11 protein-coding genes and 1 tRNA gene are annotated in these 16,990 nt (G+C 41.6%); 3 read left to right on the top strand and 9 right to left on the bottom strand.

Features of this window, described 5'->3' with window-relative positions; translation table 11 throughout:
* Positions 1-89: 89 nt before the first annotated feature.
* The 5 genes from ACM5QX_RS01020 to ACM5QX_RS01000 form a co-directional block, all read right to left on the bottom strand.
* Positions 90-1,526 carry a phosphoglucomutase/phosphomannomutase family protein gene (locus ACM5QX_RS01020; protein ID WP_414752008.1) on the bottom strand — a complete coding sequence of 479 codons (1,437 nt, stop codon included), beginning with the start codon at positions 1,524-1,526 and terminating at the stop codon, positions 90-92.
* 212 nt (positions 1,527-1,738) lie between these two features.
* On the bottom strand, positions 1,739-2,227 hold the full coding sequence (locus tag ACM5QX_RS01015; RefSeq protein WP_414752007.1) for a plasmid segregation centromere-binding protein ParR: 489 nt from the start codon (positions 2,225-2,227) through the stop codon (positions 1,739-1,741).
* 5 nt (positions 2,228-2,232) lie between these two features.
* Positions 2,233-3,384 (bottom strand): ParM/StbA family protein, encoded by a 1,152-nt coding sequence (locus ACM5QX_RS01010; RefSeq protein WP_414752006.1) that lies wholly within the window; start codon positions 3,382-3,384, stop codon positions 2,233-2,235.
* A 222-nt stretch (positions 3,385-3,606) separates the two neighbouring features.
* On the bottom strand, positions 3,607-4,224 hold the full coding sequence (locus ACM5QX_RS01005) for a DedA family protein (protein ID WP_414752005.1): 618 nt from the start codon (positions 4,222-4,224) through the stop codon (positions 3,607-3,609).
* Between the two features lie 376 nt (positions 4,225-4,600).
* Complete coding sequence (locus tag ACM5QX_RS01000; RefSeq protein WP_414752004.1) at positions 4,601-5,677, bottom strand: Gfo/Idh/MocA family oxidoreductase; 1,077 nt, start codon at positions 5,675-5,677, stop codon at positions 4,601-4,603.
* Positions 5,678-6,398: 721 nt separating this feature from the next.
* Here ACM5QX_RS01000 and queC point away from each other — a divergent pair.
* Positions 6,399-7,073, top strand: coding sequence for a 7-cyano-7-deazaguanine synthase QueC (gene queC, locus ACM5QX_RS00995; protein WP_414752003.1), 675 nt, complete (start codon positions 6,399-6,401; stop codon positions 7,071-7,073).
* A gap of 177 nt (positions 7,074-7,250) precedes the next feature.
* Here queC and ACM5QX_RS00990 read toward each other — a convergent pair whose 3' ends face one another.
* Positions 7,251-8,594 carry a hemolysin family protein gene (locus ACM5QX_RS00990; RefSeq protein ID WP_414752246.1) on the bottom strand — a complete coding sequence of 448 codons (1,344 nt, stop codon included), beginning with the start codon at positions 8,592-8,594 and terminating at the stop codon, positions 7,251-7,253.
* Between the two features lie 150 nt (positions 8,595-8,744).
* Positions 8,745-9,446 carry a hypothetical protein gene (locus ACM5QX_RS00985; RefSeq protein WP_010999223.1) on the bottom strand — a complete coding sequence of 234 codons (702 nt, stop codon included), beginning with the start codon at positions 9,444-9,446 and terminating at the stop codon, positions 8,745-8,747.
* A gap of 204 nt (positions 9,447-9,650) precedes the next feature.
* On the opposite strand from ACM5QX_RS00985, the gene ACM5QX_RS00980 reads away from it, so the two are divergent.
* A tRNA-Ile gene (locus tag ACM5QX_RS00980) sits at positions 9,651-9,723 on the top strand.
* Positions 9,724-9,943: 220 nt separating this feature from the next.
* Here the strand turns inward: ACM5QX_RS00980 and ACM5QX_RS00975 are convergent.
* A complete protein-coding gene (locus ACM5QX_RS00975; protein ID WP_414752002.1) occupies positions 9,944-10,378 on the bottom strand; it encodes a hypothetical protein in 435 nt (144 codons plus the stop codon).
* 101 nt (positions 10,379-10,479) lie between these two features.
* Between ACM5QX_RS00975 and pyrE the strand changes: the two genes are divergently transcribed.
* Positions 10,480-11,100 (top strand): orotate phosphoribosyltransferase, encoded by a 621-nt coding sequence (pyrE, locus tag ACM5QX_RS00970; protein WP_414752001.1) that lies wholly within the window; start codon positions 10,480-10,482, stop codon positions 11,098-11,100.
* A 28-nt stretch (positions 11,101-11,128) separates the two neighbouring features.
* Here the strand turns inward: pyrE and ACM5QX_RS00965 are convergent, their stop codons facing one another.
* A complete protein-coding gene (locus tag ACM5QX_RS00965; RefSeq protein ID WP_414752000.1) occupies positions 11,129-16,849 on the bottom strand; it encodes an alpha-2-macroglobulin family protein in 5,721 nt (1,906 codons plus the stop codon).
* Between the last annotated feature and the right edge of the window lie 141 nt (positions 16,850-16,990).

The raw sequence follows: 16,990 nt of genomic DNA, 5'->3' as shown, positions 1-16,990 counted from the left end.
TGTCAGTTGTCAACAGTCAACAGTCAACAGTCAACGGTTAATAGAGCTTTTGAACTACGGACTATTGACTATTGACTATTAACTAAATCTTACTCCGCCCAGTGTTTTGCCCAAGCAAGAGTTTGATGGACTTGTTCCAGGGTAGAGGCTTCGCAATAAAGGCGTAATACTGGTTCTGTCCCACTAAAGCGAATCATTAACCAGCTATTATCTGCCAAGCGGTATTTGTAGCCGTCGATGGTGTTGCAGTCAATTACTGCTTTACCTGCAATTTCAGTTAAGGGCTGGCTTTGTAGTTGTTGCAAAAGACGCGCTCTTACATCCATACTGGCTAGGGGTAAATCGATGCGATCGTATGCAGAAGAAAAGCCTGTTTGCTCTTGCAATTGACGGTAATAATCTCCTAAATCTAACCCAGATTCAACGATCGCCTCTAAGACATACAATGCTGATAATAAAGCATCCCGTTCTGGTATATGGCTACCGTAACCAATTCCCCCCGATTCTTCACCACCTAACAGCACTGGCGCGGCTAACATTCTGTCAGCAATGTATTTATAACCAACTGCTGTTTCAAATATTGATAGATTATGTAGGGCTGCTACTTTGGGAATTAAATCAGAACCACTGACAGTTTTGACAATTTCCCCTGTAAAGTTGCGTCTTTGAGTCAAGTGATCAATGAGGATGGGGATTAAAATTTGGGAACTTAAAAAGTTAGCGTTTCCATCTACAGCAGCGATGCGATCGCAGTCACCATCAAAGACTAACCCTACAGATAAACTAGATGGATTTGTTTCTCGGTGCTTGCGGATAGTCTCAAATAAAAGGGAAAGGTATTTGGGTAAGGGTTCCGGCGCACCACCACCAAATAAAGGATCGCGATCGCTATTTATTTCCTGTACCCGTTCACCCAATAATCGCCCCAAGCCTGTTGCTGCTGCGCCGTGCATCACATCAGCAAATAGCGTAAGTTCACCAGAGGCGATCGCCCCCCGAATTTTGGCAATATCCACTTTGCCTTCTAAACCCTGGGTATAACTAGGCCAAGGGTCAAATGTTTCTAACTTACCAGGAGTAGGGGCGGGTGGTACTCCTGTTGATAATAATGCTTCTATATCTTTTGTGACTTCTGGCGATACCGAACCACCAAAATAACCTTTAACTTTTAATCCTAAATAAGCCCCTGGATTATGACTAGCTGTAATAACTAGCGCCCCCAAAGCATTGAGTTGTTTTGCCGCCCAACTAAACGCAGGGGTTGGTGCATAGCCTTCACTGAGCAAAACATCAAATCCCGCAGATGTGACAGCATCGGCGACAGCACGGGCAAAATCTTCTGCCATAAATCGGCGATCGTAACCGACGATAATAGTCCGGCTACCCACCGTCGAGTAATAAGTATCATATAATACTTTTGCGGCAACTGGCGCAACCAAAGCTAGGCGTTCAAAGGTGAACTCATCACCAATCACACCCCGCCAGCCATCTGTACCAAATTTGATAGAGCTAGCTATAACTGGCATTAGATTATCCTCTGTCTACACCTGAGGATTCTAGCATTTGTACAGTCACCCAAGTAACAAAAGAGGCAGACCATATGGGTCAGAATGCAGTATGTACAGACATTGCAGTGCAACCTCTCTAAATCTGATAATAAATATTAATAATCCTTAATAGTATTCTATTAAGGACTGATAGCCGTAGTTTATAAATGGCTGACAATTATGGTTTTCCGTTAAAAATCATCTAAATATTGACTTAAGCGACTGATAACCGGGTCAACTTCTTCTGTTGGCTCAACAGCATAATTAGGAGGGTTTACTACATCCGCTGCTGGTACTGATTGGGGTGGAGAGTAAACCACAGGTCGCTCTGTCACCATAATTGCGAGATGCGCCAGTTGTTGCGTCAACTGCAAAATCTGGCGCTCAAGCGATTCCAATCGATTAGATTCCTTGGCAAAAAAACGTTCCTCAAGGTCAGCTAGTTGACGTTGCAGTTCATCGATTTTTTGTTCAACCGGCTCTGTGGTAGTTGTTCTGAGAGCTGGTTTTACAGATTCCGGTACGCATAGAGCTTGCCACAAAGCTTCTTTGCAGAGGTCGCTAAAAGTCTTCTCCGGTTGTTTTTCTAGATAGTTTTCTACAACCGCCAACAAGCTTTCATCAGCGACCTCTGGGTTGAACGTAACCGATTTAACTACTTTTTTTGACCATTGGAACATTCGTTTTAAGCCCTAGCAGCACGATTGGAGGATAATTGGGCCTCTCCATAAATATACTGCCCCAAGGCGTTCGCTTGTCTAGAAGGAGCAGCTAAGTGGGCGCTAATCTGAGCATCTTTGAGCAGACGTTGTACATCTTCCCAGAAGAATTCGCCACCACCACCAGTGATAATCACATCGGTGACTCGCTCTGGCAACCAAGCCAATACACGACTGCAAATTTCTCTAGAGAATTGCTCTATCAAGTTGGGTAGGAAGTCATCCAGGTTGGTTGGCTTACTAGCACCTTTAGGACGATAAAAGCGTTCACCTTTGGGTTTGTTGACAGCAGAGATTAATGCTAAAGATTGACTATCTGCACCATCAATTTCGGCAGCAACTAGTTCATAGAATTTGTTCATGCCAAAATCTTCACTCTTAGAAGCACCGCGTGCAAAGCGGAAATTATCCACCATTAATAAATCAATGGTTTGATGCCCAATATCAACAATTGCTGTGGAGATTTTTGTAAAATCTGGGCTAGCACCACCTTTTTTAGGTTGGGCTTCTGACCAGAGAAGACTACCATAGCCTTCTGGCATGACCCAAACCTTGGTGATATTCAAAGATACAGATTCACCTCGAAAATTGAGAACGTGAGGCCCGGTGACTTGGCTGGTTAATTGTGCTTTTTCTCGTTCAAATTGCTCCAAGGAGAGGAAAGGTAGACCAAGTACAACAGAAATGTCATCTTTGAGTTTGAAGTAGCCGGCACTTGCCAGTACTTTAATCAGTGCATCCTCTACTTTAGATTGACCGACTCCCAAATTAGCCCCAAAGTCTGCTGCTAATTGACCAACGGCATAACCTTTGCCTTGATATTCCAACCACAAATCCATTAACGGGTCGGTAGCACGGGCTTCAAAAACACCCCCGCGTACTTGTTCTATGGACATTTGTTTGACGTTGGCGGGTACGAACACAACGTTGTTGGGTTCGCGGCTGACACAGGTTTTTGTGGAAGTTCTGCCTAAGTCAACACTGAGAATTGATTTGCTCGAACCATTATTGGGCTTGTTGTTGGCTGGAGCTGCATTGATTGGGGTAGATGCTGACACTCTGTTTAAAGGGATGGCAGCAGCATTCATTGGGGTAGCGGCGGAAGGTTGGTCTGTCATAAAATTCCTCGTGCTTACTTACCTGTAAAAAGTTATCATGCCCGTCGTACAAACATGGGGGATACCAGAATTTCTGAGTTTCGTCAAGTGTAGCTATAAATACGCCAAATTTTAAAATTTTAGTAAAATTTAGGCGATCGCTTTCTTCAGCATTATTTGGCATAGTGTAGGCGAATTTTTACCAGATGTAACCCCCAGTTGTAAACAAAAAAGAACTTTGCTTCAAATTCTGGTGTTTCTACGCTTACGTTTGAGTACCCAGACTACAAACACCAGAACTAAAGCCCCTAGTACAATTTTGGATACAGGGGCAAGGTACTTATCCACAAGTTCATACTGACTACCTAAAAGATATCCTGAGTATGTTAACAAACCAACCCAAGCAGCGCTACCTAAAGTTGTATAAAATAAAAAAGGTAGCAAAGGCATATTGCTAATGCCTGCTGGTACGGAAATTAAAGTCCGAACTCCCGGAATCAGACGACCAATAAAAACCGCCTTGTTACCTTGAGAGTCAAACCAGCGCTTTGCTTTGGATATATCTTGGCTAGATACACTAATCCACTTGCCATATTTATCTGCTAGATATCGTAAACGCTGTTCACCCAAAAACTTCCCTGGATAATACCAGATAAGTGCGCCAATTGTAGAACCTAAAAGTCCAGCAATAAAAACACCTATGATGTTCAGTTTTGAACCTGGCAAGTTGGCTGTGTAACCTGCTAGTGGCATGATTAATTCTGAAGGAATTGGCGGAAACAGATTCTCCACAAACATTAAAAGACCAATTCCCCAATAACCTAGAGATTCAATAATATTTTTTATCCAGTCGGATGACATCTTTTGGGACTGTTGTAATATTTTCGTTGCTAAGTTTAACTCTAGTTTTAGTAAAACTTAATAATTGTCGCTTCTTGAGGCAACAAATAAGGGTTTGGGGAGTGAGAGCGTACTACCAGGTGTAGGCTTTTCCGCATGGTTAAGAACCGCGAACAGTTACTTAGTCAATATGTAGGATTATCGACTTGTGATTCCTGCCATGATTTTTGCTCAAGAATTATAACCATGAGTCAAGCATTCTAGCAGTCTGGGAATTGAAATTTTAATTTTTTTAGCTGTGTCAACAGCATGATTCTATAGTTTAGGCTTATATGCACTTAAAAAGCAGAGGGGGAAAGACTTAGACTAAGTATTCGCCTCTGCTCTCTTGCCTCATCTATACGCTTTGAGTCAGTGATTGTACTCTTGATTCTGATTGCCAGTCTAACGGGTTCCATACCCTTTCTTCTAGAGCCATTTGCTCAATTAAACTTGCTAATCTGAGGGCTTTAAGAGCTTGTTCACCACCCACAGAAGGTTGATTCCCACCGTGTACACAGTTGACAAAATGTTCAAGTTCTGCGCTCAAAGGTTGAATGTTAGTAGTATAAACTTTCTCGATTAAACCATCTTGCCTGTAATGGCGATGGTCACTGACCGAGCTAGCAGAAGTTTGACGGTGTATCAAAATTTCGTTTTTGAGAAAATCTGCTTCAGTGAAAGAGTTTTTACAATGGGCAACTATGCGACGGATTTTTCGGTGAGTCACTTTGCTAGCAGTTAGAGTTGCCACAATCCCATTAGCAAACCCTAGAGTTGCAGTCACATAATCCAAATAACCAGAGTCTAAGGCGCGGGTTCCACTGGCAGTTAATTTTGTTACCGGTGAGGCAGCTAACTCTAGCAGTAAATCAATGTCATGGATCATTAAATCCAGTACCACTGAAACATCATTGGCGCGGTCTGAGTAAGGACTCATACGGTGAGCTTCTAGTGCGAGAACTTCTTCAGTTTTCATCACTTTGCTCAGTTCTCTAAAAGCTGGGTTGAAGCGCTCAATATGCCCAACTTGCAGGATACATTGAGACTCGGCGGCAGCATTGACAAGGGATTCTGCTTCAGAAATACTAGCAGCGATCGGCTTTTCAATTAAAACGTGAATTCCCGCTAACAAACAGTTGATGCCTACAGCGTAGTGTAAGCGAGTGGGAACGGCTATGCACACGGCTTCTACGTGGGGAAGCAGGTCACAGTAATCTTCAAAAAACCGCACCTTATATTTACTAGCGGTTTCTAGGCCTCGTTCGACGTTGATGTCGGAAACACCGACCAGTTCAACATCTTTCATTGAACTGAGTACACGGGTGTGATGTTGTCCCATGTTACCTACGCCGATTACGCCTACGCGAATCGGTCGTGGCTGGTTACGCTGTGTATGTGAATTTGGTTCTGCCACTGACATGCTATTTTGCACTATTGTTCTCTCCTCAACCACCAAACTTAGAGACGCTATGGCCGTTGGCTTTTATACTAAACAGCCAGTACAGCCAGTTATGATCCGTCTAAAACCATCCAGATGGTAACATAGAGGCCTTGTTTATGAAGAATTTCAAAGTTTGTAATCAGTTCCCGTAATCTAGCTATCTTTTGTCGAGATATTTCTAGACTGCTGGTTTGTGTGTGTTTTTCAAAACGGGATTTATGTATTTTTATTTACGCATAATCACTCATGTATACTCTAAGTAGTTATCTTCTCAATCTTTTGTAGGTAATCAAGTAGCTAGATGAGTAATCAATAATTTTATTGTTAGTAAAATCACTAATTAATATAAATAATACACGGAGATGAACAAATAAAAAAAATATTTATGGAAAATTATCCGAACAAATTGACTCAGATAATTCTTGCATAATAATTGTCATTATTTACAGATTTATTCTTCTATTTTTATCGAGACAGAGAAATGGAGATAGGGCTTACGCAAGTGTCATAATCAAACTAACTGTAGGGTGCGTCAGACCCAATAAGTTCGTACAAATTCAGGAATTTTCTACATCTGATGCACCCTACTATTGTGCCAGTTGCGTAAGTCCTGGGAGAGTGAGGAGTTAAGACAAGATTAGCTAGCGATTTTGGGTTGGTGAACTACTAGCATGGTGATCGAGTAATTAACTATCCAAAATTTGGAACTTAAATGAAAGCTGTCATTTTATTATCTGGGGGATTAGACTCTTCCACAATTTTGTACCAAGCAAAAGCCGATGGTTGTGAATGTTATTCTATTTCTTTTGATTATCAGCAGCGACATCGACGAGAACTGCACTCAGCTTTTTTGGTGGCGCAGACCGCAGGAATAGTACAACATCAAGTTGTCAATTTTGACCTACGGCTTTGGGGTGGTTCAGCATTAACCGATGACAAGATCGATTTACCGCAAGAACGCTCTGTAGATGCCATGTCACAAAATATTCCTGTTACCTACGTACCAGCACGAAATACAATTTTTTTAAGTTTTGCTTTGGCTTATGCTGAGGCGATCGCCGCAGAAAGAGTTTACATTGGAGTCAATGCCTTAGATTATTCAGGATATCCTGACTGTCGTCCTGATTATATCGAGGCGATGCAGGAAGTTTTCCGCCTGGGAACCAAACAAGGGCGGGAGGGTCTACCCATCGATATTGTTGCTCCCTTGATTAATTTGAAAAAAACCGCAATCATTCAACTAGGCAACCAATTAGGTGTTCCCTGGAACTTAACTTGGTCATGTTATGCCGGTGGTGATGTTGCTTGTGGTGTATGTGATTCTTGCCGCTTACGCCTAGCAGCTTTTGCAGAATTGGGGTTAGAAGATCCGCTTCCTTATGCTTAAGGGGTATAGGGGTTTAAGGGTATAAGGGTGTAGGGAATGGCTGTGAAACCTGTTTTATCGGGACTAGCTTATATAGCTGTCGCCAGTAGTGTTAGGACATCAATAGATTATACAACCTAGACACAACAAGACTTTTCACCCAGTCCCCAATCCCCAGCTATAAAAAGTCCTTGATCTCTAACCCAAGCGCCGCAGTTGAATCTGATGCAGCCTCGGCCCGTCAACGGAGACTATTGTAAATTCGATGTTGTCATAGCAAAAAATCTCACCTTTTATCGGCATTTTTTGTAATTGATACAGCAAGAAGCCAGCTAGGGTTTGATATTGTTTTGTTAAGGGTAAATTCAGGTGTAAGACTTCGTTCAGGTCTTCTAAGTTAACCTGGGCTTGAACTAAAAATGTTGCCTGGTCTAACATTTGAATCAGCAAGTCTTCACTGCTTGAGGTTTCCCCAGCGTTGCCGATAATTTCCGCAATGACATCTTGAATCGTTACTAGACCCACAGTACCGCCAAATTCATCCACTACTATGACCATTGCTGGCTTTTCTTGCTGCATCATAGGTAATAGTTCACTAAGGGGGGTATGTTCCGGTACAAACCGCGCTGGACGCATCCAAGGTTGAATTTGTGTTTCTAGAGATAACTTGCCGACTGCTAGGGGGTTGGCTAAATCTCTAAAATAAACAATCCCGCGAATATCATCTAAGGATTCGCCAATCACGGGGTAACGTGAGTGTCCGGTAGCTGTCATCTGTTGGAGTAGGCTTTGGAAGTTAGCATCTTTGGATAGGGCAATAATGCCATTGCGGGGAATCATCACATCTTGTGCTGTGACATCACCAAACTCAAAGATGTTATTTAGCAGTTCTCTCTCTGCCGTTTGTAAACCAGTTGATTCTCTTTCTGTAGAGATAATTAACTGTAATTCTTCTGGTGTTACTGGTGGTCGCCAGCTTTGTCCTGTATATTCAACGCCAAATAGCCGCAGTAGGTAACTTGTGGATTGGTTGAGAATCCAGATAAAAGGACGGAAAAAACGCACGATCGCTTTTACCGCCGGCCCCAAAAAACGCGCTAGCTGTTCTGAGTACAGCATGGCGACTGATTTGGGACACAGTTCACCTAAAACGATTTGTAGATAGGCAATCAAGAAAAAGGCGATGGGAATTGACAGAGAATGAGCGACAAAATTATTCACATTGGCGGGTAACGGCCAGGATTTTATCCACCAACGCATAACTACAGCAATCGAACTTTCACCAATCCAACCGACGGCTAAACTAGAGAGGGTGATGCCTAATTGGGTTGTTGATAATACTCGATCAATGTTGCGCTGGAGTGATTCCACGGCGATCGCCTGAATATCCCCAGATTGAACTAACTGATGAATGCGCGATCGCCTCACAGTAACTATGGAAAACTCTGCTGTGACAAAAAAAGCATTAATCACAATCAGCAGCAGTACTGATAGCAACCGCAGCCCCACATCTGTCAAGTTCAAATTAGAAAATTCATTCACCGCCAAAGTTTTTGCAAAATTTATGATGCTGGGGGTTGGCTATCGGGGATTGGGTACTGGGGATTGGGGATTGGGGATTGGGTACTGGGGATTGGGGATGGAATTTATCCCCTGCTTCCCTTACTTCCCTTGCTTCTTAGTCCCTAGTCCCTACTTATCTACAGGAATATTTGTGACTTCTAGCTTTAGTTTTTGATCGGGATAATCTGTAAGAGCAAGAGATACTTTTTTAACATCATCAAGTAAAGCCGTAGGGATGCTGATTGTACCAGTAAACGCGGGGCCGTTAGCAGGTAAATCTGCTGGCAAACCTTCTGTGCTAGCGCTAAGAGTTCTACCTTTGTCGTCGGTGACATCCAAAAAGCTATACAAAAAGCGTACAGAATCAGCGCCTTTGTTTTGCATTTTCACTTTTAGCAGTAAATCACCACCAGAGTAACGGGCAGATTGTACCGCTAAAGATACGCCTTGATTCTCGGCACTAACGGGAAAACCTGGTTGGAGTTTTTCCGTTACGACTTCCGGGGGTTTTTCTTCTGGCTTCTGCTTCTTGCCGTTGATATCCTCTTCGTCTTCATCTAGTTTTTCGGATTTAGCAACTTTAGATTTGCCTTCGATACGGGACTTAACAATTTTTAATATTTCTTCTTCTTTTAAGAAGGTTGTAGCACCTGCTTGAGAGTTATTTGCTTTACTACTTGCAAACTTGCTGGTGGGGCGGCCATCTGGGGTTGTCACGCCTTTGAGGGCAGAACTTCCCAAGTCAAATCCCAAAAATGCGCTCACAGAGCCTGCTCCTAACATTAGGAATAACAAAATCAAAGTAAGAAGTACAGTAGAATTTATTCTCATTGCTGACAAGCGATTGCAGAAGAATGCTGGTCTATATTAGCTGGTCTATGTTAAGAGTGTTGAAGCTGTATAGCTCAATGCTTAACATAACTCAATTAATGATAGTCCCCACTGTTCCATAATTAGATTATGTAGTATAAAAATCTGATAAATTATCTTAGAAGGTACACAAGCTTGACACTCTAGGATACAATTGGAACTTAGCCAGGGTTGGCCGAGCGGTTGAGGCAGCGAACTCATAATTCGCCCAAGGCAGGTTCAACTCCTGCACCCTGGATTGGTCAATAGTCAAAAGTCAATAGTCAAGAGAGATTTGACTTTTAACTAAGCTGTTACGCATTTAAATTGTATATTTCGCATTCAGGTTGTCAAAAGTCCACAGTCCAGAGTCCAAGCTAGCCTTTGACTCTGGACTCTTGACTATGGACAGCCCTGACGCAAGAATATTTGATTTAGGTGCGTATCACCTTATCAGTTATGAACTCCGTTGAACTATATCAACGAGGTAGTGAGGTTTCAAAGCGGAATTCCGTCCCCATCCTCAACTTATTGGCGTTCATTTGGGGGGACATGAGTAACGATGTACCGTAAGGGTTAGGTAAATCCGGTGTCCGCAGATAGGGATCATTCATTGATTGTTGAACAAGGGCATCCCGGTAGAGTGTGTTAACTAATTCGGCATCACGGGCAATTTCATTTTCTGGGAAGGAATTGCGAAAACCAGAACCAGAACCTAGAAATGCGTCTAACTGGCGTTTGGGGGTAAGATTTTCGTAGAAGTTGCGATCGTGACGAAAATAAGCTCGCTCAAATACATCATTTGTGCTTTCATAGTTGGGGGTTGCTGTTTCGGCAGTCGCCACAACAGGAAAGGCTATAGCCGTAGCTAATAGCACTAAAAAACCACTGAGGGGTCTAAATTTTATACCCATCTTTTTTACTCCTCAATTTTTAGGCAAATCTTCATTTATGCTTAATTTCAGAACTCCCATGAGTTCAACCTTTGGTGTAGCACAACTTTTACTGTTTTGTAATGACGTATTCTACTGAAAGCCTTACCCAGTCAGATATTTGGGCAGCCACTGCTGATGTATCTACTCTGCGCCAAAAACTGCTGGATTTACTTTGTCAACTCGCTTATAAAGAGGGTGATTTTGTTCTCTCGTCTGGACAGCCTAGCTCATACTATATAAATGGCAAACAGGTAACATTGCACCCCCAAGGCGCTTTAGCAATTGGTCGTATTCTTTTATCTCTGTTACCTTCAGATACTCAAGCGGTAGCTGGTTTGACACTGGGGGCTGATCCAATTGTGACAGCTGTGAGTGTGGTTTCTGCTTATGAAAATCGACCAATACCAGCTTTGATTATTCGCAAAGAAGCTAAAGGTCATGGGACTAAGGCTTATATTGAAGGCCCTAATTTACCAGAGGGTGCAAAGGTGGTGGTTTTGGAAGATGTGGTGACGACTGGACAATCTGCTATGAAAGCAGTTGACCGACTGAGGGCGGCTGGTTACGTTGTTGATGAGGTCATTTCGTTAGTGGATAGACAGCAAGGGGGGGCTGAGTTTTATCAGTCGGTTGGTTTGAAGTTTGAGGCAGTGTTTACAATTATGGATCTTCAGCAGAGGTATCAGGAATTAGGTAATTAGTGGAGTATGGAGGAATGGCGCGCCTGATTTACTTTTCTGTCTCCTCCACTATTAGTTTCATTTCCGCAGTGCGTCCAAATTCTTCTGGTGCATATTGTAGGTGAACTTCCGCACCAGGCCAGGAAAAAGTCCCAGGGGTAACAGAACGTACCAAATAATGGAGGCTGTAAACTCCTGGTTCTAGGTGGTCGGCATAGGCGATAATGCGATCGCTATAAATATTCCTAAAACCCAGTTCCCAACTATCGGCTTTTGCTTGTAATGCGGCGGTGGCGGTTTGGAAACTTGCGTCAACGGCTTCTAAAGCTGCTGGTAGGGGATCTTTAATTACTAGATGATCTACCGGGCGATCGGCGATAATTTCTAAACCAATATCAAACACTTGTCCGGGGGCTAAAGTCAAGGGTTGATCGAGGGCGTAAATACCTGTTTTTCGTAAAACCTCATCTTCATTTACTTGACTAATTTCCCGTGTTATGCGTAATCCGTTAAAGCGTCCTGGTTGATTTCCCTGCAAGCGATAATTATAAGCAACCAAGTAGTGTAGAGTCCCATTACCCGATTTTTGTAGCGTTAAATCATGGCGACCACGAGGTAATTGATTCATCGGTACATTGAGCTGGAAGCTGGGATTTTTATAGCCTGCCAAGCGATTTTCTCCTAACTTTTTCCCGGCTAACTGTACTGTGGCGACAAAATTAGGCGGCGTGGGTTGTAGTTGGCTATATTCTACTAAAGCTGTTAGTGCTTGGGCATTATTATAGTCAGTTTGCCATGTACCATCCCGGCGTAGTGCTAGCAGACTTTGGAGTAATTTATCTATTAGTTTTGGTTGGCTTTGTTGGGCAATAAATAAGCGTAAAACTTGGGATTGTGCTGCTGTTGGTGAACTCATCCATCCCCAACTAGGTGGTAAACTAATAACTGCTGTGCGTCCAGTTTCATATATGTTTTGTTGCAGCTTGTTTACCAATTGCTGAGATTCATCTTGCCATTCGGGGAATTGAGATAAATATCGCGCTAGTTTAATTTGAGTGACTAAATCAAAGTTGTTACGTTGTTCATAAATATCTGTCAGGAAGGTGTTGCGTTTATCTCCCAGTTCTGATAATGCTATTAAAGCATTAAGTTGTAGTTGCCTTTTACATAGTTGCTGTTTGCAAAAATCATATTCTCCGGGGTTGGCTAGAACTTTTTGCAAATAGGTTTTGAGGCGAGATAGAATTCCCGTATCAACTAAATTGGGGAAGACTTTACTAGCTTTTATTAAAGATTGAGCAGCATAACTAGAAACCCAAGGGTCTGATTTTTCTTGTCCAGGGAAAGACGCGAAACCACCATCAGAGATTTGTAGTTTTTGCAATTTTTCAATGGCTAAATTTGCCTGTTGGCTAGAGTTAAATTCTGCAAATGTTTGACCATATTTTTGGGCAAGAGTTTGTAAATTTGCCGCAATAATTAATTGACTTGCAGACGGTTCTGTGAATGGTAAATCATTATCTGTTAATACTTGTTTTGCTGGTGCTTTAATTTCGGGAATTAAAGTACTCGCCAATTGAATATCTAAACCACCGGCTTCGGGAAAGGTATTTTTATCAACATTTAAGGGAATCTTGATTTGTTTTTGACTGACACCAGTTTCTACTACCTGTTCAGTGATTTCTAATGGCTTGACTTGCAAAGGTAATTCAAACGCATCGGCTGTACCATTCAGCTGAGTGGTGAAGCGAACTTTAGCGCCTCCCACACTATCAGCCACCATTGGGAAGCGATAGGCTTGAGTTGCAGATTCAGCTTGGGTTTGCAAAGTAGTAGTAGTGGGATTTTTGCTGTTAAACTTCACAGTCCCGCTAATTTCACCGTTAATTGAGAGATTTCCTCGATTTCCGGTGTTATTAGTGACGGATAAACCAGCGAGGATGCGATCGCCTGGACGAACAAATTGTGGCAAAATGGCATTAGTTAGTAGGGGTTTGGTGGTGATAAACGTCGCGTCCCCATTACCAAAACGCAGGTTTCCATCTGTAGCTACAGCCATCACACGCCAAGTAGTTAAATCATCTGGCAATTTGAAGGTTATCTGTGCATTACCGCTAGCATCGGTCAGAACAGAACCGTTGTAGTAAGCTAAGGGTTGAAAGTTGGTGCGGGTGCGGGTATTGGCTGCGCCTGTGGAGAAACCACCGCCATAACCCCAACCTTTTGGTTTTGCTATATCTTGCGGTTGTAATATGACATCTGGACGGTTATCAGTGAAGCGGGTAGATATTGGCTGTTCTGCATAAACTGTATCTACTAAATTCGGCGGACGATAACCAGAAAGTTGCAGTACCGCCTCATTTACTACCATGACTGTAAATTGTCCTTTGGCGGGATTACCTTGATTGTCCTTCAATTCTAGTTGGATTGTTTCCTCTGCACCAGGTTCTAAAGATGTTTGGACTGGCTTAACTTGCAGTTTCAAATACTTATCTTCTAGATTAACTTTAAAAGGAGTGAAGCCAATTTTTACTAAGTTATCTAAACTTCCTACTTCCACTTGGTTAATAGGTTTACCTTGTCTAACTAACACAGCTTCAACGGCTGCATTGGGTAGCATTTCTGGCGTAACTTGAAACTGAATTTGGGGTGCGTTGCCTTGAACTTTGGTAATTTGTTGATAAATGGGTTTATCTTTAATCACCGCAAAGTATAATTCTGCATCTGCATAGGGAGATTGAATTAAAGCGGTAGCAGTTTCACCAGCTTTATACTCTTTTTTGTCTAACTTAACTTCTAAAACATCTTTATCTCGCGTACCCCAAAAGACTGAGTTTCCCCCAGTCACCCAAATTTGTGAATCTGTGGCGCTTAATTCATTTTTGGCATCACTAAAGTTGACTCTAATTCGATATGCACCAGATTCAGTTGGTGTCAAATTCACTGATTGCGGATTACTAGTAGATGTAATCTCTGTTTGGGTAACTGTTTTATATTCAATTTGATTTTTTGGTGTTTGGCTACCTTCTACCAATTGAGTGATGCTGCTATATTTTATCTGTTGTAATTCCAGCCGGACTCGTTGACCTGTAATTACTTCTCCTGTAGGTTCAGTAACAATTACTTCAATAGGAAACGCTTTACCTGCATCAGCAATAAAATTACTTTTCAAGCCAATTAAACGATTACTTGGTAAAGCTGTAAAACTTTGGGAATTGGCTACAGAAAGATTGGAGACATCAGCAACTTGTACATCTACTCTATAAGTCATGGGATACGGTAAATCTTTAGCAACATTTACCATTTGGCTACTTTTACCATTAGCATCTAACTGAGAATTACTTTGCAATACATCACTAGATATAGTGGGGGCTTCTTCCGGCCAAAACCATTGGCGACCAAAAGTAAATTCTTCCCAACCTTTAGGGATAAAATTAGCTTGTTGACGAGTGATAAAATATTTCGCCTCTCCACCTTCTACAGGCGCACCGAATAAATAGTTACTTGAAGCGTTAATATCAACATCATCGCCAATGTAAGCAAATTCCTTATCTAATTTGACTTCCACTTTAAAATTAGGGGGTTTGAACTCAGCCACCCGAAATTCTCCAGAAATTTCCAGATTATTCTTACCTTTAGCTTGAATTGTGTAGTAGCCTAAGCTTTGAGTTTTATTGATGGGCATTTCTAAGGAAAACGTCCCAAACTCATTTGTAGTTTGTGTCCCTAAACTGGTCTTTTGTCCATCAGGATTTACCAACGTTATTTGGTAGTCAGCATTTTTATCTTGTTGGATTGCACCATTTTGTAAGTAATCAGCAAAACCAGTAAACCAAGCTTTTTCTCCTGGTTGATACAACTGTCTGTCTGAAAAAATTACTCCCCTTGATTCTGGTTTATTCCCTTGCCAACCTGCATCAATACCATATCCATAAACACCGCTATATTCTTCCGTCCTAGTAAATGCCCAATCTTCATTTTCGCGGGCAATTACTAATAATTCTGGTGATTTAATAGAATTTTGGCTACCAGCAGTACATTGCTGTAATTCTGCACGATTAATTCTAAAGTTTCCATTCTCATCAGTTTTACCTGTCGCACAAGGTACAGGTTCAGGACGGGATTTTGCTTGTAATTTTGATTGGTAAATTTCTATAACAGCCGCTTTTACTGGCGCACCATCGGTTAAATGATTCACCCGAATTAATCCCGATTCAGGAAACCATTGACTAAATACGCCCAAATTAGTCAATTCCACCAAACCATAAGTCGTAGGTTCTCGCCACAACTCATTACCATTTTCCTGATATTTATTAGTGCGGGCTTGGACTCCATAAGCTAACATTCCCGTCTTAGCGTTGATTTTTTCTCGCAGAGGAACAGTTATATCAATTGATTGATTTTTCTTACCTGATACCTGGAAGCTTTGCCATTCAGCAGGTTTTGGTAATAAATCATTACCATAGTTAAAATAAACTAAATCTGTTGCTTTAACTACTCGATAAGCAGCCTGATATTTAGATTCTGGTAAATTTACAGTACTAATATTTAACCTTAAATCTTTACCTGCGGGAAAAATATTTAAGTCTGAGGGAACCCAGATATCCCCGGCTAAATCTCCAGTATCATATTTAAGTGAGACAGGTTCACCTAAAGTTTGTCCAAACTTATCTTTGAGATTTTCGCCGATAGTAATTGTATAAGTCTTGGCAGGTTCTAAAGCATAAGGATTAATCCCAATAATTCTATCCTCATCATTAACTTGCAACAGCCTAGAAATATCTTTTGGTGCTGGGTTAATTTGAATATTAGCTTTAGCTGAATCGGCTACTAAGATATTATTAAATTCTAGCTGCGGACTACCTTTAATAAATCTTCCATAGGTTCCCCCAGCATCCGGCTGCCCATAAAAATTAATTTGCTGAAAAGCCAAAGGTGAATAAGTAGATAACTTGCTAGCAAATTCTTTTTCTGTAGCTAGATTGCCATAAGCAGGACGTATTCCCGGCGAAAATACTAAACGGTAACTGGTGGCTTTTTCCAGATTTTTTTGCGGTCTAATATTATAAGTCCAATTACGTGCTGAAGGGTCAAATTTCTTGAGAGGTTCTTCATTATTTAGGGGTTTTTCTTCCTTATTTAAAGTTACTTGGAAGCGCAAACCCTCCTTTTTACCTTCTGGGATTAGCTGTAAATGTTCTTGTACAGAAGCTAAATCTAGTTCTACGTTGGATGTAAATTGTAACTTTGGTTGTAAATCAATGGGTTCAGCCTCAGCTTTTTCCATTGGATTCACACCAGGTAAATTCGTTAAATCGATAGATGGAGTATTAAAAGTCCAGGATATATCTTTGTTTAAACGATGATTTTTTAAATCTGCTAAACCTGCTTTAAGAGTAACTTGTAATCTCGTAGCTATTGGCAATGCTTTATCCGCTTGAAAACCTACCATACGTGGTGTCAAAAAGCGAAATTCTCCCGGTAATGGTGGCCAAAGGGCAAATTTTTGTAATAACTGCTGTTGTTCTGGACTATCCAAATTTTCAACTGGTATTAAAGCCTCTTTAAAACGAATTCGGATTTGGTTTAGAGGTTGGGCTTGTCCGATGGGACTAATTTGTTCAATCCAGTCCGGTAATTTTGGCGGTGTGAGTTGGGAAACTGCTGGTAATGGTTCCCTACCTGAGTTGATACCAAAAAAATTACATCCACCTATTCCTAACACCAACGTTAGAACAAGAAAACACCGTATACAGACTCTAATAATCATATTTTGATAAATTTAATATTAAAAATTACAGCAACTAGTCTCATCCCATCTCTCTTAAACTCCGCGCCCCTCCGCGCCAACCTCCGCACTCCTCTGTCTTGAAAAGTTTCCTACGCCGGAAAACCCGGCTTCGAGGAACTT

The organism is Anabaena sp. CCY 9910 (assembly GCF_963920875.1).
Classification (GTDB): domain Bacteria; phylum Cyanobacteriota; class Cyanobacteriia; order Cyanobacteriales; family Nostocaceae; genus Trichormus; species Trichormus variabilis.
The sequence above is the reverse complement of the archived record's forward strand: the minus strand, read 5'-3'. Positions and strand labels throughout refer to the sequence as shown.

What these genes read in the sequence shown, in the direction of transcription:
- ACM5QX_RS01020 (WP_414752008.1), bottom strand. Translation starts at nt 1,526, where the DNA reads ATGCCAGTTATAGCTAGCTCTATCAAATTTGGTACAGATGGCTGGCGG.
- ACM5QX_RS01015 (WP_414752007.1), bottom strand. Translation starts at nt 2,227, where the DNA reads ATGTTCCAATGGTCAAAAAAAGTAGTTAAATCGGTTACGTTCAACCCA.
- ACM5QX_RS01010 (WP_414752006.1), bottom strand. Translation starts at nt 3,384, where the DNA reads ATGACAGACCAACCTTCCGCCGCTACCCCAATGAATGCTGCTGCCATC.
- ACM5QX_RS01005 (WP_414752005.1), bottom strand. Translation starts at nt 4,224, where the DNA reads ATGTCATCCGACTGGATAAAAAATATTATTGAATCTCTAGGTTATTGG.
- queC (WP_414752003.1), top strand. Translation starts at nt 6,399, where the DNA reads ATGAAAGCTGTCATTTTATTATCTGGGGGATTAGACTCTTCCACAATT.
- ACM5QX_RS00985 (WP_010999223.1), bottom strand. Translation starts at nt 9,446, where the DNA reads ATGAGAATAAATTCTACTGTACTTCTTACTTTGATTTTGTTATTCCTA.
- ACM5QX_RS00975 (WP_414752002.1), bottom strand. Translation starts at nt 10,378, where the DNA reads ATGGGTATAAAATTTAGACCCCTCAGTGGTTTTTTAGTGCTATTAGCT.
- pyrE (WP_414752001.1), top strand. Translation starts at nt 10,480, where the DNA reads ATGACGTATTCTACTGAAAGCCTTACCCAGTCAGATATTTGGGCAGCC.
- ACM5QX_RS00965 (WP_414752000.1), bottom strand. Translation starts at nt 16,849, where the DNA reads ATGATTATTAGAGTCTGTATACGGTGTTTTCTTGTTCTAACGTTGGTG.